At 69.6% G+C, this 25,281-nt stretch carries 21 protein-coding genes; 6 read left to right on the top strand and 15 right to left on the bottom strand.

Features of this window, described 5'->3' with window-relative positions:
* Positions 1 to 414: 414 nt before the first annotated feature.
* Positions 415 to 924: a peptide deformylase gene (gene def, locus K8640_RS34890; RefSeq protein WP_223751025.1), complete on the bottom strand. Its 510-nt coding sequence runs from the start codon at positions 922 to 924 to the stop codon at positions 415 to 417.
* A 164-nt stretch (positions 925 to 1,088) separates the two neighbouring features.
* Between def and K8640_RS34885 the strand changes: the two genes are divergently transcribed.
* Positions 1,089 to 1,571 carry a nuclear transport factor 2 family protein gene (locus K8640_RS34885; protein WP_141331158.1) on the top strand — a complete coding sequence of 161 codons (483 nt, stop codon included), beginning with the start codon at positions 1,089 to 1,091 and terminating at the stop codon, positions 1,569 to 1,571.
* Between the two features lie 53 nt (positions 1,572 to 1,624).
* Here the strand turns inward: K8640_RS34885 and K8640_RS34880 are convergent, their stop codons facing one another.
* The 5 genes from K8640_RS34880 to K8640_RS34860 all read right to left on the bottom strand — a co-directional run bounded on the left by K8640_RS34880 (position 1,625) and on the right by K8640_RS34860 (position 5,102).
* The gene (locus tag K8640_RS34880; protein ID WP_223751024.1) at positions 1,625 to 2,053 is read right to left on the bottom strand and encodes a hypothetical protein; all 429 of its coding nucleotides are present in this window, start codon (positions 2,051 to 2,053) and stop codon (positions 1,625 to 1,627) included.
* Positions 2,050 to 2,520 carry a MarR family winged helix-turn-helix transcriptional regulator gene (locus K8640_RS34875; protein ID WP_223751023.1) on the bottom strand — a complete coding sequence of 157 codons (471 nt, stop codon included), beginning with the start codon at positions 2,518 to 2,520 and terminating at the stop codon, positions 2,050 to 2,052. Before K8640_RS34875 ends, K8640_RS34880 begins: the two co-directional genes overlap by 4 nt.
* Positions 2,521 to 2,687: 167 nt before the next feature.
* The gene (locus K8640_RS34870; protein ID WP_223751022.1) at positions 2,688 to 3,263 is read right to left on the bottom strand and encodes a hypothetical protein; all 576 of its coding nucleotides are present in this window, start codon (positions 3,261 to 3,263) and stop codon (positions 2,688 to 2,690) included.
* 68 nt (positions 3,264 to 3,331) lie between these two features.
* Positions 3,332 to 3,949, bottom strand: a complete 618-nt coding sequence (locus K8640_RS34865; RefSeq protein WP_370640428.1) for a DUF2378 family protein — start codon at positions 3,947 to 3,949, stop codon at positions 3,332 to 3,334.
* Between the two features lie 40 nt (positions 3,950 to 3,989).
* Positions 3,990 to 5,102: a 3-oxoacyl-ACP synthase III family protein gene (locus K8640_RS34860; RefSeq protein ID WP_223751021.1), complete on the bottom strand. Its 1,113-nt coding sequence runs from the start codon at positions 5,100 to 5,102 to the stop codon at positions 3,990 to 3,992.
* Between the two features lie 507 nt (positions 5,103 to 5,609).
* On the opposite strand from K8640_RS34860, the gene K8640_RS34855 reads away from it, so the two are divergent.
* A complete protein-coding gene (locus K8640_RS34855) occupies positions 5,610 to 7,307 on the top strand; it encodes an MASE1 domain-containing protein (RefSeq protein WP_223751020.1) in 1,698 nt (565 codons plus the stop codon).
* Positions 7,308 to 7,399: 92 nt separating this feature from the next.
* Here the strand turns inward: K8640_RS34855 and K8640_RS34850 are convergent, their stop codons facing one another.
* The 3 genes from K8640_RS34850 to K8640_RS42700 form a co-directional block, all read right to left on the bottom strand.
* Complete coding sequence (locus K8640_RS34850; protein ID WP_223751019.1) at positions 7,400 to 7,924, bottom strand: hypothetical protein; 525 nt, start codon at positions 7,922 to 7,924, stop codon at positions 7,400 to 7,402.
* Between the two features lie 798 nt (positions 7,925 to 8,722).
* Entirely contained in the window at positions 8,723 to 9,310 is a 588-nt protein-coding gene (locus tag K8640_RS34845) for a vegetative protein (RefSeq protein WP_223751018.1), read from the bottom strand.
* A 169-nt stretch (positions 9,311 to 9,479) separates the two neighbouring features.
* Complete coding sequence (locus tag K8640_RS42700; protein ID WP_254042161.1) at positions 9,480 to 9,644, bottom strand: hypothetical protein; 165 nt, start codon at positions 9,642 to 9,644, stop codon at positions 9,480 to 9,482.
* A gap of 173 nt (positions 9,645 to 9,817) precedes the next feature.
* Between K8640_RS42700 and K8640_RS34835 the strand changes: the two genes are divergently transcribed.
* From K8640_RS34835 to tkt, 3 genes are all read left to right on the top strand, one after another.
* On the top strand, positions 9,818 to 10,666 hold the full coding sequence (locus tag K8640_RS34835; RefSeq protein WP_141331140.1) for a MoxR family ATPase: 849 nt from the start codon (positions 9,818 to 9,820) through the stop codon (positions 10,664 to 10,666).
* A gap of 13 nt (positions 10,667 to 10,679) precedes the next feature.
* Positions 10,680 to 11,888: a VWA domain-containing protein gene (locus K8640_RS34830; protein WP_223751017.1), complete on the top strand. Its 1,209-nt coding sequence runs from the start codon at positions 10,680 to 10,682 to the stop codon at positions 11,886 to 11,888.
* Between the two features lie 149 nt (positions 11,889 to 12,037).
* Positions 12,038 to 14,098, top strand: coding sequence for a transketolase (gene tkt, locus K8640_RS34825; RefSeq protein ID WP_223751016.1), 2,061 nt, complete (start codon positions 12,038 to 12,040; stop codon positions 14,096 to 14,098).
* A gap of 283 nt (positions 14,099 to 14,381) precedes the next feature.
* Here tkt and K8640_RS34820 read toward each other — a convergent pair whose 3' ends face one another.
* From K8640_RS34820 to K8640_RS34805, 4 genes are all read right to left on the bottom strand, one after another.
* Complete coding sequence (locus K8640_RS34820) at positions 14,382 to 15,833, bottom strand: hypothetical protein (protein WP_223751015.1); 1,452 nt, start codon at positions 15,831 to 15,833, stop codon at positions 14,382 to 14,384.
* Between the two features lie 303 nt (positions 15,834 to 16,136).
* The gene (gene truB, locus K8640_RS34815; protein ID WP_223751014.1) at positions 16,137 to 17,030 is read right to left on the bottom strand and encodes a tRNA pseudouridine(55) synthase TruB; all 894 of its coding nucleotides are present in this window, start codon (positions 17,028 to 17,030) and stop codon (positions 16,137 to 16,139) included.
* 132 nt (positions 17,031 to 17,162) lie between these two features.
* On the bottom strand, positions 17,163 to 18,344 hold the full coding sequence (locus K8640_RS34810; protein WP_223751013.1) for an FAD-dependent monooxygenase: 1,182 nt from the start codon (positions 18,342 to 18,344) through the stop codon (positions 17,163 to 17,165).
* A 205-nt stretch (positions 18,345 to 18,549) separates the two neighbouring features.
* The gene (locus tag K8640_RS34805) at positions 18,550 to 19,671 is read right to left on the bottom strand and encodes an AAA family ATPase (RefSeq protein WP_223751012.1); all 1,122 of its coding nucleotides are present in this window, start codon (positions 19,669 to 19,671) and stop codon (positions 18,550 to 18,552) included.
* 242 nt (positions 19,672 to 19,913) lie between these two features.
* Here K8640_RS34805 and K8640_RS34800 point away from each other — a divergent pair, with 242 nt between their 5' ends.
* A complete protein-coding gene (locus tag K8640_RS34800; RefSeq protein ID WP_223751011.1) occupies positions 19,914 to 21,572 on the top strand; it encodes an LVIVD repeat-containing protein in 1,659 nt (552 codons plus the stop codon).
* 13 nt (positions 21,573 to 21,585) lie between these two features.
* On the opposite strand, the gene K8640_RS34795 is transcribed toward K8640_RS34800, so the two are convergent.
* A complete protein-coding gene (locus K8640_RS34795; protein ID WP_223751010.1) occupies positions 21,586 to 23,016 on the bottom strand; it encodes a S28 family serine protease in 1,431 nt (476 codons plus the stop codon).
* 122 nt (positions 23,017 to 23,138) lie between these two features.
* Positions 23,139 to 25,205 carry a M36 family metallopeptidase gene (locus K8640_RS34790; protein WP_223751009.1) on the bottom strand — a complete coding sequence of 689 codons (2,067 nt, stop codon included), beginning with the start codon at positions 25,203 to 25,205 and terminating at the stop codon, positions 23,139 to 23,141.
* Positions 25,206 to 25,281: the final 76 nt, after the last annotated feature.

The raw sequence follows: 25,281 nt of genomic DNA, 5'->3' as shown, positions 1-25,281 counted from the left end.
AAGTCCTCAGCGCCGCCCAGTGGCTTCCGCTGCTTTCTTCCGGAGGGGCGCGGCTTCTACCTCTTCGCCGCATCCCGGATCAACCTATTTGGTCAGATCCGTTTGATTCTTTTCGTCCGTCCCGGTGGGCTGCTGCGTTCACCGGTTCGTCGAGGGGCGCGGCTTCTATCACCACCGCGTTCCAGGTCAACAACCTTCGTCGACCTTTTTCTTCCCCCGTTGTTCGTTTCCCCAGGGCCGGAGCGCCAGGGCGACGAGCAGGGGTCCAGTTACTACCTCGTCACATCCCGTCCGTCAAATACCGGATGATCCACCCGGCGGATTTTCCGGCCCGGTCCATTGGGGGAACCCGGGAGGCCCTTGCGCCCCATCCCCGAATCGTCCGGCTCGTCGCTCCGGCTGCCCCTCGACGGGTCAGCTCTCCTTCTGACGGGCCTTCGACTTCTGGAGCTTCTTCATCTTGTCCAGGATGAGGGTGCGCTTGAGCGAGGACAGGTGGTCCACGAAGACGTGGCCATCCAGGTGGTCGATTTCGTGCTGGAGGATGTGGGCGATGCGGCCCTCCGCCTCCAGCTCGTGCCACTCCCCCGTCCGGTCCTGGTAGCGGACCTTGACCTTGTGGAAGCGCGGGCACTTCTCCCACTCCCGGGGAACCGAAAGGCACCCCTCCTCCAGCTTCACGGGCTCCTTCTTCTCCAGCACCTGGGGATTGACGATTTCGAAGGACGTCCCGTCCTCCCGCCCCACCAGCGCCACCCGAAGAGGCTCGCCCACCTGGTTGGCGGCGATGCCGATGCCCTCGGCTTCCTTCATGGACTCGGCCATCTGCTCCAGGAGCGTCTGGAGGGCGGGGCCGAAGTCCGTCACGGGCTTCGTGGGAGTGGTCAGGACCTTGTTGGGCCAGATAACGATTTCGCGAGCCATGGGCGCAATCTGCCATGTGCGCCCCACCTTCGCCGCGCCATTCCGCATGTCCCTGGAATGATGGACCCTGGCCAGGCCCCAGCGCCCCATCCGTCGGGGCCCCCGCCCCGTCGGAGGCCCGCCTCCCAGCGCGGAGGTCCCCAGGTCTGCTAGACCTCGGCGCCATGCACCCGCACGCTCAGCTCCTCAACGACTTCTACTCGGCGTTCCAGCGCCGCGACGCCCAGGCCATGAACGCCTGCTACCACCCGGATGTGGAGTTCACCGATGAGGTCTTCGTCGGACTGCGCCACGCGGGCACCACCTCCATGTGGAGCATGCTCTGCGAGCGGGGCAAGGACCTGGAGCTCACCTTCCGCGACATCCAGGCCGATGACCGCTCCGGCCGCGCCCACTGGGATGCGAACTACACCTTCTCCACCACCGGCCGGAAGGTCCTCAACCGCATCGACGCGGAGTTCGAGTTCCGCGACGGCAAGATTGTCCGCCACCGTGACCGCTTCGACTTCTGGGCCTGGTCACGACAGGCGCTCGGCCCCGCGGGACTGGTGCTCGGATGGACGCCCCTCCTGCGAAACCAGGTCCGCGCCCAGGCCCGGAAGACGCTCGACAAGTACATGCGCGAGCGGGGCACCGCCGCTCCCTGAGCAGCCCACCTCACCGGCCCCGCTCCGGCGCGCCGCTCGACCCAGGGCGCGCCTCACACCGCCGGTGGCCTCAGGGGCGTGACGTCGGGCGCCACCCACGCCGTCCTCGCCTCGGCGGAGTCGAGCGTCTGCTTCCGGTAGTGCCTCGCCAGGAGCTTCGCGTCCAGCAGGTGCGGATTCGCCTCCAGCAGCTGCTCGAGCGACCGGGCCTCGGGGGTGAGCTCCATCGCCACCTGGACCAGCTCCATCCACGCCCGGGTGAGCGTCTCATGGTACTTGCCCGTGGCTCCAAGCGCGGCCGCATAGCGCTGGATGAGCGCTCGCACCCGTTGGAGTCCACGGTCGAACCCCTGCTCCTCGCGCAGGCAGCTCCAGGCCAACCTCAGGTGCTCGCGGTGCCCGAACCGCTCGCCCGGATACGTGGCCGAGGCCACCGCCGCCACGAAGGCCGCGTCCTCCAGCTGATTCCAATCCTCGCTCATGTCGACCGGGTCCTCGTCCGCATTCGCCTCGGGCTCTCGGACGGGTGCTCCTCCCGGTCGACCTCGGCGATGGCCTCGAGCCCCGCTCGCAAGCTCTCCACGTCCTCTTCTCCCAGCTGCCCCAGCACCACCGCCTCCAGGGCCTCCAGGCGCCGGTGCACCCGCGTCGCCAATGTCCGCCCCGGCCCCGTCAGGGAGACCTGGAACGAGCGCCGGTCCTCCGGCCGCGCCTCCCGCTTCACCAGCCGCTTCGCCTCCAACCGGTCCATGTAGCTGGTCAGCGTGGAGCGCTTGTGGCCGAAGGCCGCGTGCAGCTCGCTCAACGACGTGTCCCCCGCCTCCAACAGGTACGCCAGCAGGTGGGCCTCCCCCTGCGAGAGCCCCAGCGGCGGCGCCGCCCCCTCCAGGAACAGGCCGATGCGATGCGTGGCCCGGTGCACCTCGAGAACGAATCTGAGCCGCTTCATGATACTCGCGCAACAATCATTCCGTTTTCGGAATTTCCGAAATCGGAACGAATGTGCCTCCCGGTCCATGCCGGGGCCCGCAGAGGGTACACGGGGCACTCGAGCCGGGACGGCGCTCCCGGGCGCGGGGAGCCATCACCGCGGGAGGCTCCTCCGTGCTCCAGGACTCAGGGCGTGGGGGCCTTGGCTCCCGCCGCCTTGGGCGGTGAGCCCCGGTAGGCGAGGAGCGTGTAGTACGAGCCCGTCGCATACCCCGGCAGCTTCTTCGGGTTGAACGAGCTGGTGCTCGACACCGTGCCGCCCACGTAGCCCGCGGGCATCTCCACCAGCTTCAGCGCACACCCGGCGAGCACCAGGCCCGCGACGGGGACGTCGTTCGACACCACGTTGCAGGTGCCCGTGGCCGCGAAGGTCCCCTCCGGGAGGACGAAGCGCATGTGGGCCGGCACCTGGTTGCCCGGCGCCAGCGGCGTGCCCGGCGTGATTCGCAGACAGGCCGTGGCCATGCCCACGCTCTTCTGCCCCAGGTCCACCCACTTGCCATCCTGCTCGCGAGCGCGCGGCACGTAGATGCCCGCCCCCAGCTTCACCGTCGCCTCGAACGGCGCCGCCGCGCAGGCCGCCGCATCCGCGGGCTTCGTCGCGTCCTCCTGCGTGCGGAACTGGAAGACCTCCGACTCCGCCCGCGCCTCGAACGCACCCGCGAACATCAACGCCACCACTGCGTCGTGCCACCGCGCCATCGGCACCTCCGTCGAGAGTCCACCCTCCTAACGGCGCCCGGCCCTCCCGTCCGGGCGCGCCAGGACGGCTACTGCCAGGACAGCGTGTACTCAGCGTCGAGCGGCCCCGTCTTCTTGCCGCTCACCCGCACCTGCTTGCCACCGACGGCCTCGATGACCGCCTGGAGCACGCCCTCGTGATAGGCCGGCGTCATGAAGTCGCGCTTCATGGAGAAGACACCACTGGTGTCTCCCGTCCACGTCACGCCACGCTCACCGTAGCTCACCGCCGCCTTGTAGCCCGAGTGCAGGTTGCCCAACATGCGCTTCGGGCTGTTCGACGCCAGCAGGAGCAACGTCTTGCCCGCCGCGGAGGACAGGAAGTCCGTCGTCGCCTGCACGCCCATCCGCCGCAGCGCCGCGTCGAAGCCACCCAGCTTGGGCCCCATCACCTGCGCCGCCGTGAAGGCCAGCCTCAGGTACGCCTCCACCGGGTAGTTGAAGAAATCGACGTACTTCTTTTCTCCCGCAGCGGCGAGGCAACGCTGCACCGCGGCCTCGCCATCGAGCACCCTGACCGCGCCAAGTACGCCATTGAAAAACAGTCCTCGCGCGGTGTCGTCGCGCGTCGCCAACGAGACGCGCTCCTCCAGCTCTCGTGCGAGTTGGGGTTCGAGCACGTCCAACTTCAAAGCCATGTCTGCCATCAAACGGTGTCTCCATGGGGGGGAAGGAGGCACCCGAAGTCTACAGCCGAATGAGCTGCGCGCCGTAGTGGATGTTCGCGCCAACGGCCGCCACCAAAACGATGTCCCCTCCTCCGAGGCGAACCCGCCCGCACGCCAGGTCCTCGGCCAACAGGATGAGCATCCCCGCGGCCGACGTATTGCCATACAAGTCGACATTGCAGGCCACCGCCTCCGCGGGTAGCCCCGCGCGCGCCACGAACGCGTCCATCACCCGCTTGTTCGGTTGATGAAAGTAGTACCGCTTCACCTCACCCTTCAGGTCGGGTCGGGGACTCAACACCGCGTCCAGGCACTTCTGCATGTACTCCGGATAGCTGCGCGCCACGCGGAAGCCATCCACCACGAAGGCCATGTCCGCCGGACGCGAGCGCCCCGGCTGGTAGGGCAGCTTCAGCGTCCCGCCGCCCTTGCGGATGACCAGGTCCCCATGCGCGTTGCCGGAGAACGAGGCGAGGATGCCCGCACCTCCCGGCGCGTCCTCCTTCGTCTGGAGCACCACCGCGCCCGCCCCGTCTCCGAACACGTACATGGACAGATAGCCCTGCAGCGTCTTCGCCCGCCCGGGGCCCGGTGGCAGCTCGTCCTGGTACACTTCCCGGTTCACCAGCGGCGAGGTGAAGGCCGACGCCACCACCGCCACCGTGCGGAAGCGGCCCCCGTCCATCATCTTCTTCACCAGGTCCAACACGTACGTCGTGCCGCCGCAGCCATCGTCCACCAGCAGCGCGAACGCGTCCTCGCGCAGCCCCAGCCGCTGGTGCACCGCCATGGCGTCGTGGTTGAAGTGCGGCGCGTCCGGCGTGCACGTCACCACGAACAACGCGTCGAGCTGCTTCGCGTCCACGCCCGAGCTCTCGAGCGCCTTGCGCAGCGCCACCTCGCACATGTCCGTGTTCGTCGCGGGGTAGAAGTGGCCGTCGTCCTCCGGCGGAGGCACCGCGCGCCCCGTCGCCTCGTCGAAGTCCCACAAGAACCGCCGCTCACGGATGCCCAGCTTCTCCTCGATGCGCTCCGCCGGCCACCCGGGGATGGCCTTCGCGATGCGCGCGTTACTCACCCGCCGCGAAGGAACAAATGCTCCGGCACCGACGACACAGACATTGGGTGTCATTCCATGGCCTCGTTTTTTCACAGCCACGCCGGATGGGAGGGATTCCCTGGCCCACTGCATCGAGCAGGATTCACGCCAGATACGAAGCCCTTGAAATGACGGCCTCTCAACCCGGAAGCCGCTTCACTCTTGAAGAGCTTCATGGAGCCACGCGCGCTCAACCCACCGGATTTACAAGGAGGACCGTGATGCTTCAGAAATGAAGCGTCTTGCTGCGGAATTGAAGCAGCGCCGGCGATACATTGACTTCAGGTGCGGCGCCACTCCACTCGACGCGGCATCCCGGAGACCAGCAACGCCAGGGTTGCGAGTGATTGCGCACTCCGAGTGCCGAGACATCTTGGACCCATGGCACTGGACACGCCAGGGCCTCCTGGGGTTCCCGGCGGAGGCCCGGGGATTTCCCGGATACTTCCCGGGGCGCGTGGGAGCATGCCAGTGTGCGCCTCCGAAAGGCGTCGCGGGACCGCGCACTCCCAGAGCGGAGGCCCGGTCGACGAATGGGTCGTGCCCTCGCTCGAGTCCCTCCCCCGCCGCTGGCAGCCCGTCCTCCGGCTGGTGCTCTTCACGGCCGCGTATGCACTGGGGGCACGGCTGGGCGCGGTGCTGGCGTTTCCTCCCGAGCACGTCTCCGCCATGTGGCCCCCCAGCGGCGTGGCGCTCGCGGGGCTGCTGCTCACCCGGCACCGCGAGTGGCCCGCGCTCGTGCTGGCCGCCATCCTGGTCGAGCCCTTCGCCGTGGGCGCCTCACACGGGCCCGTCACGTCCACCGGGTTCGTCATCGCCGCGGGCAACCTGCTGGAGGCCATGGTGGGGGCGCTGCTGCTGCGCCGGGTGGTCCGCTTCCACCCGTCGATGGACCGCGTGCGCGACGTGCTGGGGCTGGTGGGGCTGGGCGCCCTGGGCGCCACCCTGCTCAGCGCGAGCCTGGGCATGAGCATGCTGCTGTCCGCGCAGCGCCTGGCCCCCGCGGACTTCTGGCCCGCGTGGCGCGTGTTCTGGGTGGGCAACGCCATGGGCGTGCTGCTCGTCGCGCCCCTGCTGCTCACCTGGACCGCGCGAGGGACCAGCGGCTGGAACCGGCAGCGACGACTGGAGCTGGTGGCGCTCCTGCTGCTGCTCGGCGTGGCCACCCACTGGGTGTTCCGCATGCCGCCGTCAGCCGCGCCTCCGGCCACCTTCCATCCAGTGACGTACCTGACGTTCCCCTTCCTGCTGTGGGCCGCGCTGCGCTTCGAGGCCCGGGGCATCACCATGGCCGCCGCGGTGATGTCCTCGGTGTCCCTGCTGCACACCGCCCTGGGCAACGGCCCGTTCGCCCAGTTCGCGTGGCACAACGACAGCCTCACCTTCCTCCAGTCCTTCCTCGCCGTGGCCAGCGTGTCCGGACTGCTGCTCGCCAGCGCCCTCAGCGAGCGGCGCCGCGCCCAGGAGGAGGTCAGCCACCTCAACCAGGAGCTGCGACAGTCGCTGCAGACGCTCGCCGCCACCCAGGCCACCCTGGTGCAACGCGAGCGCATGGCCGCGCTCGGCGAGCTGAGCGCCACCGTGGCCCACGAGGTCCGCAATCCGCTGGGCGCCATCTCCAACGCGCTCGCCGCCATCCGACGCCTGACGCCCCAGATGGCCACCGGCCCCACCGGCTCCCTGATGGACATCATGGACGAGGAGGTCGAACGGCTGGCCCTGCTCGTCAATGACCTGCTCGACTTCACCCGCCCCGTCGAGCCCCGGCTGCGCAGCCAGTCACTCGGCCCCGTGGTGGAGGGCGCGCTCGTGGCGTCGCTGCGCTCGGGGGCCTCGGGCATCAACGTGTCGCGAGATCTGGACGAGTCCCTGCCGCCCATCGCGCTCGACGCGCACCTGCTCCACGTGGCGCTCACCAACCTGTTCACCAACGCCGTGCAGGCCATGCCCGCTGGTGGCAGCCTGGTCACCCGCATCGAGACGGATGTGCGCTCGGGCACGCCGCACGCCCGGCTCACCATCTCCGACACCGGTCATGGGATGACGGACGAGCTGCAACAGCGCATCTTCGAGCCGTTCTTCACCACGCGCGCCAGCGGCACCGGGCTGGGGCTCGCCATCGTCCGACGCATCGTCGACGGACACCACGGCGAGGTCATCGTCCACAGCACCGTCGGACAGGGCACCACCTTCACCGTGTGGTTGCCCTATGCCGGGGAGACTCGCGCCGTGGCTTGAGGGTGCGGCGCTCGGGGCGGTCGACCTCACGCCTCCTGGGTTGCTTCACACGGGCACCGCGCTCGACGGTGCCCGCGAGGACCGCTCGACGCTCAGAACGGGATGTTGTCGTCGTCGTTGGGCGGCGGGACGTCGTCCTGGTAGCCACCACCACCGCGGCCACCGTAGCTGTCGCCACCACCGCGACCGCCACCATAGCCGCCGCCCTCGTTGCCACCGCCGCCGCCCTGCTGACGCGCCATCTCCGCCTCGATGGCGGAGAGCAGCTGGCGCTCCTTGTCGTGCCAGCGCGACTTGCTTGGGTCGTTCAGCGAACGACGCGCGCCATTCGCGTAGAACTCCAGGTCCTGCATGCTCGCGCCCGCGACGGGCGCGCCCTTGCTGCGGCCGTAGTTCGGGAACACCATTCCGTCCCCGCCACCGCCGCCACCACCCGCGCTCGGCGCAGACCGACGGGGCGCCGCGGAGGCCGCGTCCGGCGTCGAGCCGATGGACAACTCTCCCATCCGCAGCGTGAAGCCTTCCTCGCTCCTGAACGCCGTGCCCACGCGCACCTGCTCCACGCGACCATCGGGGCGCCGCACCGCCACCGTGACTGGATAGCCTTGCTCACTCATGGCGCCCGAATCCCATCCCTCCCCCCAACCTGTCAACGGCGGCGAAATCGCCCTGTCCGCCAGCCACATGCCCGCCTGGTGAACGCCCTCCCACCTCCGCGTCCCAGGCACCTGCTCGCCGGCTGAACACCCCTCCGCGCGCACCTCGGACTCCATGCTCGGACCTGGGACCGCAGCCGTTCCGGAGGACCTCGGTCTCACGTCGCCACCGTCCCCGCGGCCGTCGCGAGCGCGCCCCTGCTCAGGTTTCGTGGAGACAGGCTAGGGGCGGTGCCCACGTGGAGGGGAGTCCCCCGGAGTCAGCGCCTCCACGGGCTTCGAGAACCTCGACACATCGTGGGCCCGGAAGCAGCCGTGCTCGCGCCGACCTGGGGCCACTGGGGCGAGGGCGACGCGCGCCTTTCACCCTGCTCTCAAGACTCGGGCTTCTCGCCCTGGCATCCCGGGCCGTGACGAGGTCGGGGCGCGCCACGCTCGTCCCGCCGCGGCGCGTGCGAGCATTCCGCGCACGGGATTCAGGGCACCCGGGCTCGGCCTTCTGCCCTGGCCTCCTTGGCCGTGACGAGGTCGGGCGGTCCACGCTCGTCCCGCCGCGGCGCGTGTGCGCATTCCGCGCTCGGGATATGGGGCGCCCGGCTCGGGCTCATCGCCCTCGCTGCCGCTGGCACGCTCGGGACACACGGCTCGCATGGCGGCTCATCCGAAGAGCCGCTCGATGCCGTGAAACAAGGCTCCCCTCTCGAGGAGCCCGGTCACCGGGAGCTTGTGTGGGAGCCGCGAGACATCCGCGGCGGGACTTCAGACCAGCGACGCCTGCGCGCCCCTGCCGCCCTTCTTGCGACCGCGCTTGCCCTTCGCCGGCTGGGCCTCACGCAGCGCCTTGCTCGCCGCACGGCCGCGCGGCAGCTTCACGTCCTGCACCGACTGCGGCTTCGCGTCATCCACCCACGCGGTGGGCCGACGGTCCGTGCGCATCAGGAGCCGCAGCTTCTGGTAGTGCGCCGAGCAGTAGCCCTTGGAACGGCTGGGGCGCTTGCACCCGATGATGGCGCACGAGCGGGAACCCTCCGCCACCCGGGCCCGCGTCGCCGCGCCCTTCGTCGCCACCAGCGGCAGCTCCACCTGCGCCGCCGGCTTGCGACCCGGCTTGCGGCCCCGCTTCGCCGCGGGCGCCGGCAACACCGACGACTGCCGCGCCGCCACCGGCCGCACACCGGCGACCGCACCCAGACGGCTCGTCAGCGGCGCCAACCGGAAGGTCACCGAGCGCAGCATGTCCAGGGCCTCGAGGCCCTCTTCCAACCGGCTCACCGCCTGCCGCAAGGGCACGAGCTGCGTCTGCAACTCGCGCCGGAACATCTCTCCAAGCTCATTCGCAATGGACATGTGACGGGAGGATATACGCCGTCCTGGGTTCCCGGCGGGAAATCCGCTGCACGGCACGCGCCAAGCGTCGCCTCCGAGCGGATTTCCGCCTCCGGACCCTCCAGGAGGTCCTGCTCCGAGCGAAACCCTCCGACTCCAGGGCCTGGTGAAACGTCTCCCTGAAACAGTTTCAACCCTGGGCGCAGGTCAACGGCTCGGGCCGCGGCGTCACCGGGTCCACCTTGCGCACCGACGTCGGGAGCTCGAACAGCGAGGCCCCCGCCCTGGGGCAGCCCCCCGCCAACGACGCGAGCGCCCACACCAACAACACCGTCAGCACCACCGGGTGACCCACGACACGTGCCTCCTCAGGCTCGGATACCCACCCAGAACGCGGCGGACCGTATTCCTTGGCCTCCTGGGGATACGAACGAGCCTAGCCCAAGGGTCTGACCCGCCCTGGAGGGAGGGGGAGCGAGCGGCCCGGGTCCCCCGCGCGGCCACTCCGGATGTTAAAGGAGGCCCAACATGACCTTGGCCCCTCCTCCCGTCCGCTTCCGAGGCACTGACTCCTACCTCACCCACGAGGGCCTCCAGGCCGCCGTCAATTGTGCCCTCACGCTCCAGCGCCCCCTGTTGGTGAAGGGCGAGCCGGGCACCGGCAAGACGCTCCTGGCGGAGGCCATCGCCGAGGCCCTGGGCCTGAAGCTGCTCACCTGGCACGTCAAGAGCACCACGCGCGCCCAGGACGGCCTGTACATCTACGACACCGTGCAGCGCCTGTATGACTCGCGCTTCGGCGACGGGGACGTGAAGGACATCCGGCGATACATCCGCATGGGCCCCCTGGGCGAGGCCTTCGCGTCCCCCGAGCGCGTGGTGCTGCTCATCGACGAGGTGGACAAGGCGGACCTGGAGTTCCCCAATGACCTGCTCCACGAGCTGGACCGGATGCGCTTCCGCGTCACTGAAACCAACGACGAGGTGGCCGCGAAGCACCGCCCCATCGTGGTGATTACGTCCAACAACGAGAAGGAGCTGCCCGACGCGTTCCTGCGCCGGTGCGTGTTCCACTTCATCGACTTCCCGGACGCGGACCTCATGCGCCGCATCGTCGACGTGCACCACCCGGGGCTCGACGCCGCGCTCGCGGAGCAGGCCCTCAAGGTGTTCTACGAGCTGCGCGCCCTCTCCCGCCTGCGCAAGCGGCCCTCCACCAGCGAGCTCATCGACTGGATTACCGTGCTCAAGGCGCAGGGCGTGACGGACCTGAAGCTGGACGAGCAGCTTCCATTCCTCGGGGCGCTCCTGAAGAAGGAGCAGGACCTGGTCTCCGTGGCGGAGGCCTTCGGGCGCGGCCGGCGCACGCGCGCCTGAGCCAGGAGACGGCATGTTCCTGCCATTCTTCTACGAGCTGCGGCGACGAGGCGTGAAGGTGGGCGCGCAGGAGGCGCTCGCCCTGGCCGGCGCGCTGAAGGCGGGGCTGCACGACAGCAGCCTCGACGGCTTCTACCACGTGGGCCGCGCGCTCCTCGTCCACTCGGAGACGCAGCTGGATGCGTTCGACCAGGCGTTCCTCGCGCACTTCCAGGGCGTGGAGACCGCGGGCCTGGAGCTGACGCAGGAGCTGATGCAGTGGCTGGAGGACGCGCGCGAGCGACCCCAGCTCACGCCCGAGGAGCAGGCGCTGCTGGAGGCGCTGGACCCGGAGGAGATCCGCCGCCTGTTCGAGGAGCGCTTGCGCGAACAGAAGGAGCGCCACGACGGCGGCAACCGGTGGATCGGCACCGGCGGGACTTCACCGTTCGGGAACAATGGCTTCTCGCGCGGCGGCATGCGCGTGGGCGGCAAGGCCGGCGGCAAGCAGGGCATGGCGCTGATGCAGGCGGGGGCGCGCAAGTACGCGGGCTACCGCGATGACCTGGTGCTCGACACGCGGCAGCTGGCCGTGGCGCTGCGCAAGCTGCGCGCGTTCGCTCGCGAAGGCGCGGCGGAGGAATTGGACGTGGACGAGAGCATCTCCGCCACCGCGCGCAACGCGGGCGAGCTGGAGGTGGTGACGCGTCCTCCGCGCAGGCCCAACACGCGCGTGGTGCTGGCGATGGACGTGGGCGGCTCCATGGACCCGTACGCGGCCACCATGAGCCGGCTGTTCTCCGTGGCGAGCCAGGCGACGCACTTCAAGGAACTGCGAACGTATTACTTCCACAACTGCGTCTACGGAAAGCTCTACGCCACGCCGCAGCTCACCGGCGGCATGACGGTGCCGGAGCTGGTGGCGCAGGTGGGAAGACATCACAAGCTCATCATGGTGGGTGATGCCTCCATGGCCCCGTACGAGCTGGGCATCCGCACCGACGCGGAGGGGCGCTACAAGGCGGACGGGCTGGAGGGGCTGACGTGGCTGATGCAGCTGGCCCAGCACTTCGAGCGCAATGTCTGGCTCAACCCCGAGCCCATGGGCGCGTGGCGCACGGGCTCCATCGCCACCATCGCCCGCGTGTTCCCCATGTTCTCCCTCACCGTGGAGGGCCTGGGTGAGGCCGTGGCCCACCTGACACGGGGACGCACGGTGAAGGGCGCGATGGCGCGGCGCTGAAGTCCTCGGAGCCCCCAGCAAGGGCCAGAAAATCCAGGGGCTCGTGGACTGCCGGACGGCGAGCGGGCGGGCCTGGTCCTTTCGTGCGGCGCACCGGCGCGAGTTCCGGCATGGTGCGCCCCACGATTCGCCGGAAGCTCGAGGACCTTATGACCACCGATACGCAGGACCTGCTGAGCATCAACACCATCCGCACCCTCGCCATGGATGCGGTCCAGCAAGCCCACTCGGGTCACCCGGGGGCCCCCATGTCCCTGGCCCCCGTCGCCTACCAGCTCTGGCAACAGGAGCTCCGGTACGACCCGTCCCACCCCATCTGGCCGGACCGCGACCGCTTCATCCTCTCCAACGGCCACGCATCCATGCTCCTGTACGCCCTGCTCCACCTGGCAGGCGTCAAGCGCGTCACCCGCGACTACAAGGTCGAGGACGCCCTCAGCGTCTCGCTCGAGGACATCCAGAAGTTCCGCCAGCTCGACTCGTCCACCCCCGGCCACCCCGAGTACCGGTGGACCAGCGGCGTGGAGACGACGACGGGCCCCCTGGGCCAGGGCGTCGCCAACAGCGTGGGCATGGCCATCGCCAGCCGTTGGATGGGCGAGCACTTCAACAAGCCCGGCTTCGACCTGTTCACCCATGACGTCTACGCCATCTGCGGCGACGGAGACCTCATGGAAGGTGTCGCCTCCGAGGCCGCGTCCATCGCCGGCCACCTCAAGCTCGGCAACCTCTGCTGGCTCTACGACTCCAACCACATCTCCATCGACGGCAGCACCGACCTGGCCTTCACCGAGGACGTCGGCAAGCGCTTCGAGGGCTACGGCTGGCGCGTCCTCCACGTCCCCGACGCCAACGATTTGACGGTCCTGGGCGAGGCGCTCCACACCTTCAAGACGCTGCGCAACAACCAGCCCACCCTCATCATCGTCACCACCCAGATTGCCTTCGGCGCCCCCAAGCTCCAGGGCTCCTCCAAGGCCCACGGCGAGCCGCTCGGCGACGAGGAGATCAAGGGTACCAAGCGCAACTACGGCTGGCCCGAGGACGCGAAGTTCCTGGTCCCCGACGGCGTGCGCGAGCGCTTCCAGGAGCGCGTGGGCGCCCGCGGCAAGAAGCTGCGCGAGGCGTGGGACGCGCGCTTCGTCGAGTACCAGAAGCAGTTCCCCGAGCTCGCCGATGAGCTGGTGCGCATGCAGGGCCGCGAGGCCCCCAAGGGCTGGGACTCCGAGCTGCCCACCTTCCCCGCCGACGCCAAGGGCATGGCCACCCGCGAGTCCAGCGGCAAGGTGCTCAACGCCGTGGCGAAGAACCATCCGTGGCTGGTGGGTGGCTCGGCCGACCTGAACCCGTCCACGAAGACGTACATCACCACGTCCGAGTCCATGAAGCCCGGCGAGTTCAAGGGCCGCAACATCCACTTCGGCGTGCGCGAGCACGCGATGGGCTCCATCGTCAACGGCCTGTGCCTCAGCAAGGTGCGCGGCTACGGCGCCACGTTCCTCATCTTCAGTGAGTACGAGCGCCCCGCCATCCGCCTGTCCTCGCTGATGGAGCTGCCCGCGCTCCACATCTTCACCCACGACTCCATCGGCCTGGGCGAGGACGGCCCCACCCACCAGCCCGTGGAGCAGCTGGCCAGCCTGCGCGCGATTCCGGGCCTCATCGTCCTGCGCCCCGGCGACGCCAACGAAGTCGTGGAGGCGTGGCGGGTCATCGGCCAGCAGAAGAGCCACCCCGTGGTGCTGGTGCTCACGCGCCAGGCGGTGCCCACGCTGGACCGCACGAAGTACGGCGCGGCGTCGGGTGTGGCCAAGGGCGGCTACGTGCTGGCGGACGCGGCGGGCGGCAAGCCGGAGGTGGTGCTCATCGGCACGGGCAGCGAGGTGCAGCTGTGCCTGGACGCGCACGACAAGCTCACCGCCGAGGGCATCGCCTCGCGCGTGGTGAGCCTGCCCTCGTGGGAGCTGTTCGAGCAGCAGTCGCAGGAGTACCGCGACAGCGTGCTGCCGCCGAACGTGCGCGCCCGCGTCGCCGTGGAGAAGGGCGCCGCCTTCGGGTGGGAGCGCTGGGTGGGCTTCCAGGGCGGCATCGTCGCCATGCGCAGCTTCGGCGCGTCCGCGCCCATCAAGGCGCTCCAGCAGAAGTTCGGCTTCACCGTGGACAACGTGGTGAAGGTGGCCAAGGACACGCTCGCCAAGAACAAGGCGTGAGCCACCGCGCGCCCCACGCGCGCGCCTGAAGAAACGAAGGGCCCGGACCATCCCCCAACGGTCCGGGCCCTTCTTGCTTCTGTCCCTCGGTACCGCATCAAGAATGGGGCTCGGGCCATCCCCCAACAGTCCGAGCTCCCGCTGCCCCCCTTAAAGAGGGGCGCTCCCACAAGAAAAGGCTCCCGAACCATCCCCCAACGATTCGGGGAGCCCGAGGGCTGGCTCCCCCTATGTCGGAGCCGCCCGTTTCAAAGTCATCGCCAGGCCGCGTGGTGTTCGTGAATCAGGCGGCGATGATGCGCGGCGGGAGGACGGGCGTGCTGGCGCGCTCCATCTCCTTGAGCATCTTCTGGAACTCCGTGTTCGCGATGCCCGTCTCGCCCTTGGCCAGCGCGTCCGAGGCGTACTTCCCGTAGAGGTCCACGACCTTCTTCGCCTCGGGCGAGAGGCGGTCGTAGTTCTGCATCGCCCACTTCTGGAAGTCCGCGTGCTCCACGCCCGCGCCCTGCCCGTCGAAGTCACCCGCGCCCTGGTTGATGGCGTCGGTCAGGTCCTTGCCGGAGATCTTCCCGCTCTTGCCGTCCAGGCCCTCGAGCGCGGTGCGCATGGTGTCGTCGCGGAAGGTCTTGTGCTGGGACGCCTCCTTCACCGCCGCGTCCAGCTCGGCCTTGTCGAGGCCACCGGTGCCCGACTTCATGGCGTGCTGCTGGAACGTCTCCAGCACCTTCTGCGCCTCGGGCGTCATGCGGTCCTTGTTCTTCTCCGCCCACTTCTGGACCTCGGCCAGCTCCTTGGGCGTGGCGCGGCCACCGTCGGACACACCCTTCTGGATGGCGCCCAGCATGTCCTCGCCGGAGATGGGGCCGCTCTCCTTGTCCAGCTCCCCCATCGCCTTCTTCGCGCTCACGTCACCGACGCTCTTGAAGTCCTTGAGCATCTTGTCCAGCTCGCCGCGCGACAGGTCCTTGTCCCCGGAGGCCATCGCCTTCTTGGCGTGCTTCTCGAACTTGCCCAGCACCTCCTTGGCCTCGGGCGACAGCTTGTCCTGGTTCTTCTTCGCCCAGTCCTGGAAGGCCTTGAGCTCGTCGCCGGTGTTGTTGTCGCGGTCCTTCACGCCGCGCTCGATGGCGCTCGACATCTGCTCACCGGAGATGGGCTTGGGCAGCGAGTCCAGCTTCGCCAGCTGCTTCTCGGCGCCCTTGTCGCCGATGCCCTTCATGTCCTTCATCATGTCGCGCCAGTCGCCGTCCTTGTGGCCGTTGGCCTGGCGCTCGGCGGCGAACTTGGAGAAGCGGTCCATCACCTGCTTCGCCTCGGGCGTGAGGCGGGCCTGGTTCTTCTCCGCCCACTCCGAGAACGCGCGGTACTCGCCTCGCGCCGCGTTGCCGTCACGGTCTCCCGTGCCGCGACGGATGGCCTCGGTGAGCTGGTCCGCGGTGATGGGGCCCTTGGTCTTGTCCAGCTTGTTCGTCTCGCGCAGCGCCCCCGTGTCCAGCGGGCTCCACTCGTTCGGCAGCGGGCGGTTGGCGACCCCACCGCGCGAGGAGCCCGCGTCGAAGCTGTCACCCCCGGCGCGCCCGTTCTGGCCCTGCTGCTTCATCGCGTTGCGCAGCTCCTTGAGGAGCTTGTGCTCGCGCTCGAGGACGCGCTCGAGCTTGCCTTCGAGCTTCTCCAGCTTCGCCTCGGTGCGGTTGAGCTTCTGCAGCGCGGGCTTGAACGTGGTAGCGATGGCCATTTGGGGTCTCCGTCGTGTGCCGTGGTGAGCACCCCTATTGCGCGTCCCGTGCCACAGACGCCTACCTTCACTTCTTCTTTATTTTCAGGGAGTTACGGCGCACCTCGGTGGAGGTGGGGGGTGGTGACACCTGTCACCACCGGTGACAACAGTCACCAGCTGGAGGCCCGTTGGGTGGTGACTGGAGTCACCGGATCCTCGCCCTGCCTGTCAAAGAGCCGCACCCGCCCCCGTGTCCCGGGACGCACAGGACATACGGACGACCCTCGAAAGCAGTTTCATGTGCCGGACAGCGAGCCCTGCTCACAGTCCGCCGCGCAGCTCCGACTCGCTCCACAGCGCGCCGTCCCGCTCACGCAGCAGGAACACGAGCCGGCCCTGGTGGAAGCCCCGCACCGGCGCCTCCGGGTCCGGGAAGCCCGTGGGGAGACGCCAGTCCGGTGGGTTCGTGCCGATGAGCGGAATGGAGCGCTCGCGACGCAGCTCGCCGACCTCGTGGTCCGTGAGCGGACGCACTCGCGCCCAGGGGAGCAGCTCGCGGCCCGTGGCCAGCACCCGCGTTCCGGGCTCGGGGTCGGCCCAGGGGCCGATTCGTGTGCGGCGCAGCGTGGACAGGTGCGCGCCACAGCCGAGTGCTCGACCGAGGTCTCTCGCGAGGGAGCGCACGTAGTAGCCGCCCCGGCAGGTCAGCGTGAGGCGGCTGGTGCGCGGCAGGTCGTGCGAGAGCCAGCTCGCGGAGTGGAGGTACACGCGCGATGGAGGCAGCTCGACCACTTCACCCCGGTGTGCCTTGCGATACGCGGGCTCGCCGCCGACCTTCTTGGCGCTCGTGGCGGGCGGGACCTGCGCTCTCCAGCCGAGGAACGGGGCGAGCGCGGCGTCGAGCTTCTCGGGCGTCAGGGATGATGTGTCCCCCTGGGAGACGGGGCGGCCATGCAGGTCCCCCGTGTCCATCTCCGTGCCCCAGATGACGTCCGCTTCGTAGGTCTTGGGCACGGCGTGCAGCAGCTCGAACAGGCGCGTGGACTGTCCCACGAGGATGAGCAGCAGCCCTTCCGCGAACGGGTCCAGCGTGCCGCCGTGACACACCGGCACGCGCTTGCCGGGGACGGCCCGGGTCTCCTCGAGGAACGACTGCACCACCGAGAAGCTCGTGGGGCCCACCGGCTTGTGCACGCGATAGAGGCCCGGCGTCATGAAGCCACCCTGCACGGAGGATTGCGCTTGCGCGGAGTGAGGGCTGACACGCTCGGAGACCCGGGGAGGTGGGCAGCATCGCGCCTGCCGGTGGGGTGTGTCACCGGAGAACGGCGCCGCCGTGGACTGGGGCTATGCAAGGAAGTCGTGGGCGACCACGGAGCGCAGGTGCTGGAGCGCCACCGCGTGCGGGAGGGCCTGCATCAACACGTCTCTCGACCATCGTGCCACGGGGTTGCGGAGGTAACGGAGTGACCCGGCTCGCCGGCTCATGTCGGCGACGTGCTTCGTGCGGGGCCGGCGCGTGGCCTCATAGGCCCGCAGGGCTCCGCGCAAGTCGCCGCCTTCGCGCAGGTGCTTCGCCAGGACCAGCGCATCCTCGATGGCCTGACAGGCCCCCTGCGCCAGGTCGGTCACCATCGCGTGCGCGGAGTCTCCCAGCAGCGTGACGGGCCCTTCTCCCCAGCGCGACAGCGTCTCCAGGTCATGGATGTCCGTGCGGAGGATGTCCGACTCGCGCGTGGCCTGGACCAGGGACTCGACGGGCGCCATCCAGCCGCGCACGTGGCGCAGCACCGCTTCGCGATGGCCGCCCTCCTCGTCACGTCCACCCTCGGGGGCTCGGGCCATGAGGAACCAGTACATCCGCCACGTCCCCTCCGGACCCCGGCCGAGATGACAGATGCCGAAGCGGGTCCCCTGGCCGTAGAGCTCGAACTGACTGCCCGCGGGAATCATCTCCGTCGGGACAGTCACGATGCCGCGCCATGAGGTCCGACCGCTGTAGCGGACTCGCGACTCCGGGCGCAGTTGTTGGCGGATGACGGAGCGCAGGCCATCCGCTCCGACGAGGCAGTCGCCCCGCGCCTGCTGACCGTCCGCGAACTCGACGCGGACCTCGTCGCCCTCCACGTGGAAGCCCGTGCATGCCGCCGCCATCCGGACGTTCTCCGGTCCGAGCGCTCGCAACAGCACCTGCTGGAGGTCCGCGCGGAGCAGCGTCACCGTCGGCTGCCCCAACTCCTCGCAGAGCGCGTTCACGTCGAGTCGCGAGAGCACCTTGCCGTCCCACCGGTGCATCACCGTCTGTCGCCACCGGGCTCCCATTCGAGCCACCTCGTCGGACAGACCCAAGAGAGAGAAGGCCCACATCGCGTTCGGCCAGAGGGAGAGCCCCGCACCGAGCGCCTGGTAGTCCTCGGCGCGCTCGTACACCTTCACCCGGAGCCCTGCTCGACGGAGCGCGAGGGCCGCGCACAGCCCACCCACGCCGCCACCCACGATGATGACTTCACGCGCTGGCACGAGCGACATGCCTCCTTCTCAGGAACGGTTCCGAAGCGGCTCGACTCTATCGCCCACGTGGACTTGTGGCTGGCCAGGACATCAGGCGCGCTGATTGACGGTGTCACTCACGGATGAGGGATGTCCGCGCGGGACTCGCGGCTGGTCATGGCCTCGGGCGCACGCACGGACTGATGGAGTGTCCACGAGCGCGGCGGGTGGAATGAGGATGGGCTCACGCATCATCGTCGGGCTCGTCCTCATCATCCTCCGAGCGTCCCTCCACCTGCGTGACGCCGTCCTTCTTCACCAGGTACACGGGCTCGCAGCGAGTGGCGCTCGCCACGGTGCGCGCCAGCAGTTCCGCGTGCGTCGTCACCCAGACCTGGGAGGTCTTCGACGCCTTCGCGAGCAGTCGGCCCAGTGGCTCCAGCAGGTCCGGGTGCAGGCTCGTCTCGGGCTCGTTGAGCGCGAGGAACGCGGGAGGACGCGGGCTGAGCAGTGCGGCCAGCAGGCAGAGGTAGCGCAGCGTGCCGTCGGACAGCTCGGCCGCCGCCATGGGGCGACTCAGTCCGGGCATGTGCAGGAACAGGCTGAAGCGGCCCTCCTCCGAGCGGACATCGAGCCTGGCGCCCGGGAACGCATCGTCGATGCCTTGGTCCAGGGCTCGGTCGTCCCCGATGTCGAGGATGGTCATCAGCGCCGCCGCCAGGTCCGCGCCGTCATGCGCCAGCACCGGCGTCCTCACACCCACGCGAGGATGACGCATGGGCGCGTCCGGGTCCGTGCGGAAGTGATGGTAGAAGCGCCACGAGGCGAAGGTGCGCTGAACCTCCGACAACCGAGGGAAGCGGTGCGGCTCACCCAGTTGGTCCAGCACCGACTCCGCGCTCCAGAGGTGGGTGGGAAACACCACCCGCTTCCCATCGGCGTCCCGCATGAAGGCCGTGCGGTCCTTGCGCTCCATCAGCACCACCTTGCGCCCTCCGGAGAGAGCCCACAGGTGCTCCGTCTTCACCTCAGGGTCCAGGCGGAAGGGGTCCGGCATCTTCGGGACAGGAGGAACGATTCCGCAGGTCAGCTCGTACGCAAGCTCGCCCAGTTCCACCTGCACCGACAATCGCACGGGCTTCTTCGCCATGCGCGGCCCGGCCCATAGCACGCTCGGCGTCCCACCCTCCTCCGCGAGCGTCCGCGCCAGCCTTCCCTCCGCGGCCACCGACAGCAGATACAGCGCGCGGTACAGGTTCGTCTTGCCGCTCCCATTGGCGCCGACAATGACATTCATCGGCCCGAGTTCCATCGAGAGCCGGCGCACCGAGCGGTAACCCGATATCTGCAAACGCGTGATGGGCATCGAGCGCCCACCCTACCGCGCCCGCCTCACGCCGCAACCCGAACACTCCGCCGGGGCGGCTCGCACTTCGAAGTCGCGACACACCGCGCACATCCTCGCGCCACCCACCACCACGAGCCACTCGTGGCGCCGAGTCCACATCACGCGGCAATCACTTTCCCATCCATGCGCCATGCCCCTCGCACCGCGACGTATCCGCGGAAGGTCGCCTCGCGCGACCTCTCCCCGGCCGAGGTCCACGGATGACTCACCCTCCCCGCTCACACCGACTCCTGACGTCCCTCTGTGTCCTCACCCTCGCCCTGTGCTCCGGCTGCGACGACGACGACAAGCCCCGCCGCGCGGCTCCTCCCGACGCGAGCGAGTCGCCCCAGGACGACGCGGGGACTCCCGACGCGGGCACGCCCTGGGACGGCACCGCCACCCCACTCGAGGAGCGCGGCAACTGGGTGGACCCGGGCCGCTCCTCCGCCTGCGACTTCGACACCGCCGACGCCTCCACCTCCCCGTGCCAGGAGCCGTCCCGCTTCGACGTGTCCTCGTGCGACCCCACCGCGCTCGCCGCCCTGGAGCAACACGGCATCTACATGGTCGACCTGCGCACCGAGCGCACCCTCGCCGATGGCGGCACCCTGGCCACGGGCACCTTCACCTCGTTCCGACTCAGCGAGGACGGCACCCAGGACACGATGATGGGCCAGCCCCTCCTCACCCGCGACACGCGGGATGGCGGGTTCTCCCTCGTCTCGCGCACCGTGACGAACACCACCACCACGCTGAGGGGCTGCGACACGCTCGCGCCGGACCGCATCACCGGCTGCTTCGCCCGCTGCTTCGGCGCCGGCGCCATCCAGAAAGGGACCTTCACCGCCCACCGCGTCGCGAAGTGGTCCGGTGAACCCGAGTCCTCCGGCGGATTGACGCTCCTCTCCGAAACCCACGTCGCCACCGGTGAGCCCGTGGACGTGTACGTCGCCAAATCCCACGCCTACGTCGTCTCCATGCGACGCCACAGCCGCAACGGCGGTCTGTCCGTCTACGACGTCAGCGACCCTCGGCACCCCATCTTCAAGACCTCCATCAGCCTCCCGCAGGACAACCTGTGGAACGCCGCCTGGGCCCACGGGGACGCGCTCTACATCGCCAGCGCCGACTCGGGCACCGTCGTCTACGACATCTCCAACCCCGCCGCGCCCGGCTTCGTGCGCAACCTGCCCTCCGGCACCTACGGCGTGCACACCCTGCTCGTCGATGGCCAGCGGCTGTACGCGATGGCTCCGGAGAGCGGCACCTTCGTCTACGACGTGACGAACCCGCTCGACCCGGTGCTGCTCACCCTCATCTCCCTGCCCGAGCCGCTCTCCCTCGCCGGGCCCCACGACGCCTTCGCCCACCAGGGGCGCCTGTACATCAGCAACGCCAACGGCGGTTACTCCATCATGGACGTCACGGACCTCGAGGACGTGCGGCACCTGGGCCAGTTCGTCCACGGCAACAAGGCCTTCGCGCACCACAGCGCGGTGGGCACCTTCGCCGGCCGCACCATCGCCTTCGAGGGCGGTGAGGGTCCCGGCGCCCACCTGCGCGTGCTCGACGTCACCGACCCGGCGCACATCGTGAAGATTGGCGAGGTGCGCAAGCGCAACATCACCTCCATCCACAACCTCATCCTCCGCGGCCAGACGCTCTACGTCGCCTGGTACCAGGAGGGCCTGCGCGTGTTCGACGTGAGCAACCCCACGAGCCCCCGACAGGTGGCGCACCACAACACCTATCGGGAGACCGACCCCGAGCGCACCGACAGCCCCTTCACCGGCGCCTACGGCGTGCGCGTGCCCGGGGACGGGCACGTCTACGTGGTCGACTCCTCGCGCGGGTTGCTCATCTTCGACGAGCCCTGAGCCCCCTCCGGACTCAGCGCCCGCGGACGTGACGCAGCAGCTTCTGGTACCGCGCGCCCTGCTTCTGCTCGGAGACCTCCGGCACCTGCACGGGCGCGCCGGCCCAGTCGGACAGCCGCTCGAAGAAGAACGCGCGCTGCGGCTCGGGCAGCGCCGTCAGCGTCCCGTAGAAGCCGATGCCCTCCGGGTCCACGATGCGGTACGCGTCGTTCCACGGGCTCACGTGGAACGCGGAGGCGCTCCACGGGCTGAGCGCGCCATCCAGGATGAGCACCTGCTTCGCGTGCAGCCGCGCCCACACCTCCAGCGACAACAGCGGCACCGGGTTGTAGAACTTCGTCACGCCCAGGGGCGGCAGGAACGTGGGCACCTGTCCGCCCGGGTAGCGCAGCAGGTCGCGCAGCTCCGCCTCCGGATACAGCGGCGCGCCCAGCTCCGTGGCGCTCTGGTAGCTCTCCGGCTCACCGAACGTCGCCAGCGCCTGGTCGGAGAAGATGTACGCCGGGCCCGCCACCAGGTCCACGAAGCCGAACAGCTCCTCCGCCGACACCGTGGGCTCCGGGATGCTGTCGCAGTCGTACGGCGCCAGCCCCAGGTACTCCCAGAAGTTGAACGACAGCCGCACCACGCTGAACTCCAGCGACTTGTCCACGCCCAGCGTGTCGAAGGTGAAGCCCCACTCCACCTGCGCCGCCAGCAGCGGCGCCAGCTCCTCGCGCCGAGCCAGCGCCGCGCGCTGCACCGCCGTCAGCTTCGCGCGGCACGTCGCATCCCCCACGTTGCGCAGGAAGTGCGCGGCCCGCGCGTCCTGCAGGCCCAGGCTGTGCCGCTCCGCGTACGCCAGCGTCCCCTGCACGTCGTTCGGGAAGTAGTAGCGGTGCAGCAGCGCCGCCGTGCCGCCGCGGAACACGCCCGTGGACAGCCACCGCCCCGTGTAGAGCGTCTTGAACACCTCCACCACCCGGTGCGCGTCCGCCGCGGACTGCCACACGTCCAACAGGCGCCAGTCCCGCGAGGCCGGCGTCGAGGTGCCGTAGAAGCGGTGCTCCACCGTCACCTGGTTGCCCTTGAGCAGGTCCACCGGCTCCGCGGCGATGGGCTCCGTGAAGAGCTCCGCGCCCTCCGTGTCGATGACCATCGGCGCCGTCGTCGACCGGTGGAACAACGTCATGCGCTGCAGGAACTTCTCCCCCCGCGGACGGCGATGGTCCGCCGGCTGCTCGAAGTCGAGCGTGAAGAAGCGGAAGTCCTCGAACCGCTCATCCCCCAGAATCGTCACCCCCGGCAGCGCCTCCAGCCGCGCGCGGATGTCGTCGTCGATGGCGCGCCCCGCCTGCCCCACGTCCTCGGGCGCGCCCGCGGGCCCCGCGTCACCACACGCTCCCAACAACGACACCACCAGCGCGCCCACCACGCCCCGAAGCCGATGCCTCCGTGCCAACATGTCTTGCTCCTCTCGATGGAAACCCTCACAGGGGTGCCTCAAACCCTGCCCCGGAGTTTTCCTGGGATCGACACTATTTCTCGAATCAAGAGGACCACCGTCCAGGACGTGTCGGGTGGTGCTCAGCGCGGGGTGCGCGAAGGAGCGTCGTCGCGGCCCCTGACGAAGTCGCACGAGGACGGCACGGCATGGCCGTTGACGGCGACGGCGTTGAAGGCGGTGGCGTTGGAGCCCAGGCCGAAGCCCGCGAAGGCGCGCCACATGCGGCAGACGTCCTCGCCTCCGTGCAGCGTGTGCGCCGCGCTGATGATGGCGTCGCGCGTCTGGAGGAAGGAGGGGTTGCAGGGGGCGCGCTTCAGGCCCTCGATGAAGTACAGCAGCATGCGCTGGTTGCCCGCGCCGCCCTGGGCGTCGTGGAGGTTCGCGTCGAAGCCCCACTGCGTGACGAGCGCCCAGTACACCTCCCACAGGGCCTGCGCGAACACCGCTCCCACGCCGTGGGGTACGGGCAGCGTGTTGCTGCTCTCGTAGGTCCAGGTGTTGCGCAGGGAGTCCAGCGTGTACGGCTGCGGACGGAGCCCCGCGCCCGTGATGGCCTGGTTCAGGAGATAGGTGCCCACGCCGCGCGGCGTGTTCGCGGTGTCGCCCGGGCGCGCGGTGAACACGAGCGCCAGGAAGTCGCTGAGCCCCTCGCCGGGCTGCTGGCGGTTGGTGAGGCACGAGACGATGGAGGGCCCACCGACGAGCCGGTTGGAGACGCCGTGGCCGTACTCGTGGGCGATGATGCCGCTGTCGAGCGAGCCGTCCCGGTCCGGGTCCGGCGCGGTCCACAGGTAGAGCTGCATGCGCGGACGCACCCCGTCCGGCGGCGTGAGGAAGTTGGCGTTGTTGATGCCACCGCCGTCCTGCGCCTCGGCGCGCACGTCGTCGTTGCCCAGGCCGCCCCGCCCCAGGTTGTTGACCTGGAAGTTGCCGGCCACCTCGTCGAAGCCGTACTGGTACAGCACGTCGTGCAGGCGGTTGTTCCAATAGAACAGGTTCACGACGGACGCCGAGACGTACGTGGACGGCGCGCCCGTGAGGTCGAGCGGGAAGACGCAGTCGAGCCTCACGCCACAGTCCGGCTCTCCCGACGTGGGCGGCAGGTTGTTCGCGTCGCGGTCCTCGTACGCATGGACGTTGTTGCCGCGCGGCGTGGTGTACTCCGCGCCCGCGACGCCGTCCGTGTCGTGCCAGCCGTGGGGTGACGCCTCCGTCGCGCGTCCATCCGCGGGCGGCAGCGGGGCCGTGTGGTGGGGGCCCTCCACCGGCATCGGGTAGACCTTGTATGAATCGCTCGCGACCTGGTCGAAGCGCGTCCAGACCTCGCCCGTCTCCGCGTCCACCGTCAGCTCGTAGGCGTGCCGTGCATCCAGCGTGTGCACCAGGAAGCGCCACACCCAGCGGGACTCCCCCCGACGCAGGGGCAGCACCGCGAGCGACGCGTCGATGGGCTCGCTCGACAGGCCCGCCACCTCGACCCGGGTGCGCCGCGCCGGGCCCGGCTCCGCCTCGAGCGCTCGCGGCGCTCGGGCCAGCGGCACCCCCAGGTGCTTCGCCGCGCTCCGGACCGCCTCGGCGGCGCCCAGGCGAGGCGTGGTGCCCACGAGCGTCGACTCCACCGAGGGCTGCAGGTCGCTGTGCACCGCGAGCATGCGCCCCTCGCGGTCCACGTTGAGCTGCAGCCGCGCATTGTAGACTTCGACACCGTTGTACCTTTGTCGCAGATACAGGTGCGTGGCGCCGCTGGGCCTGGAGTAGACCCGGTCAGCCACCTCCAGGTCCGCCACGTCCGCGAGCTCCAGACCCAGGACGTCGAGGTTGCGCTGGACGAACGCCAGCCCCACGGCCAGCGCGTCTCCCGGCGCGGGTTCGGAGAGCGCGCCCACCAGGTTCACCAGCGAGCGCACCCGCCCCGTCGAGGGGTCCACCTCCACGCGGAGCTCCGGCACCGCGCGACGCAGGCGGGCCTCCGCTTCACCTTGGACCGCGGAGACGCGCCGGCGCGGGCCCGCGTTGTGCGACAGGCGCGCGTCGTGGTGCCGCTCCGTCGGGTCCCGCGGGGTGATCGCGCGGGCGGAGGGAAGCCAGAGCACTCCCGAGACCAGCACCGCGCAGACGAGGGACCGGCGGACATCACGTGAGGACATGTCGTGTTCCTGGGTCGCGACGGAACAGCCCCGACATGGGGCGGTCGCGCACCGGGAGGAGACACGCGTCACCCGG

The sequence above is a fragment of the Myxococcus sp. XM-1-1-1 genome (genome assembly GCF_020037095.1).
GTDB lineage: Bacteria > Myxococcota > Myxococcia > Myxococcales > Myxococcaceae > Myxococcus > Myxococcus fulvus.
Note: the sequence above shows the minus strand (reverse complement) of the source record. Positions and strands in the feature narration are given on the sequence as shown.

Excerpts from the sequence above, each read along its gene's own strand:
- def (WP_223751025.1), bottom strand. The coding sequence starts at position 924 with ATGGCTCGCGAAATCGTTATCTGGCCCAACAAGGTCCTGACCACTCCC.
- K8640_RS34885 (WP_141331158.1), top strand. The coding sequence starts at position 1,089 with ATGCACCCGCACGCTCAGCTCCTCAACGACTTCTACTCGGCGTTCCAG.
- K8640_RS34880 (WP_223751024.1), bottom strand. The coding sequence starts at position 2,053 with ATGAGCGAGGATTGGAATCAGCTGGAGGACGCGGCCTTCGTGGCGGCG.
- K8640_RS34875 (WP_223751023.1), bottom strand. The coding sequence starts at position 2,520 with ATGAAGCGGCTCAGATTCGTTCTCGAGGTGCACCGGGCCACGCATCGC.
- K8640_RS34870 (WP_223751022.1), bottom strand. The coding sequence starts at position 3,263 with ATGGCGCGGTGGCACGACGCAGTGGTGGCGTTGATGTTCGCGGGTGCG.
- K8640_RS34865 (WP_370640428.1), bottom strand. The coding sequence starts at position 3,949 with ATGGCAGACATGGCTTTGAAGTTGGACGTGCTCGAACCCCAACTCGCA.
- K8640_RS34860 (WP_223751021.1), bottom strand. The coding sequence starts at position 5,102 with ATGACACCCAATGTCTGTGTCGTCGGTGCCGGAGCATTTGTTCCTTCG.
- K8640_RS34850 (WP_223751019.1), bottom strand. The coding sequence starts at position 7,924 with ATGAGTGAGCAAGGCTATCCAGTCACGGTGGCGGTGCGGCGCCCCGAT.
- K8640_RS34845 (WP_223751018.1), bottom strand. The coding sequence starts at position 9,310 with ATGTCCATTGCGAATGAGCTTGGAGAGATGTTCCGGCGCGAGTTGCAG.
- K8640_RS34835 (WP_141331140.1), top strand. The coding sequence starts at position 9,818 with ATGACCTTGGCCCCTCCTCCCGTCCGCTTCCGAGGCACTGACTCCTAC.
- K8640_RS34830 (WP_223751017.1), top strand. The coding sequence starts at position 10,680 with ATGTTCCTGCCATTCTTCTACGAGCTGCGGCGACGAGGCGTGAAGGTG.
- tkt (WP_223751016.1), top strand. The coding sequence starts at position 12,038 with ATGACCACCGATACGCAGGACCTGCTGAGCATCAACACCATCCGCACC.
- K8640_RS34820 (WP_223751015.1), bottom strand. The coding sequence starts at position 15,833 with ATGGCCATCGCTACCACGTTCAAGCCCGCGCTGCAGAAGCTCAACCGC.
- truB (WP_223751014.1), bottom strand. The coding sequence starts at position 17,030 with ATGACGCCGGGCCTCTATCGCGTGCACAAGCCGGTGGGCCCCACGAGC.
- K8640_RS34810 (WP_223751013.1), bottom strand. The coding sequence starts at position 18,344 with ATGTCGCTCGTGCCAGCGCGTGAAGTCATCATCGTGGGTGGCGGCGTG.
- K8640_RS34805 (WP_223751012.1), bottom strand. The coding sequence starts at position 19,671 with ATGCCCATCACGCGTTTGCAGATATCGGGTTACCGCTCGGTGCGCCGG.
- K8640_RS34800 (WP_223751011.1), top strand. The coding sequence starts at position 19,914 with ATGACTCACCCTCCCCGCTCACACCGACTCCTGACGTCCCTCTGTGTC.
- K8640_RS34795 (WP_223751010.1), bottom strand. The coding sequence starts at position 23,016 with ATGTTGGCACGGAGGCATCGGCTTCGGGGCGTGGTGGGCGCGCTGGTG.
- K8640_RS34790 (WP_223751009.1), bottom strand. The coding sequence starts at position 25,205 with ATGTCCTCACGTGATGTCCGCCGGTCCCTCGTCTGCGCGGTGCTGGTC.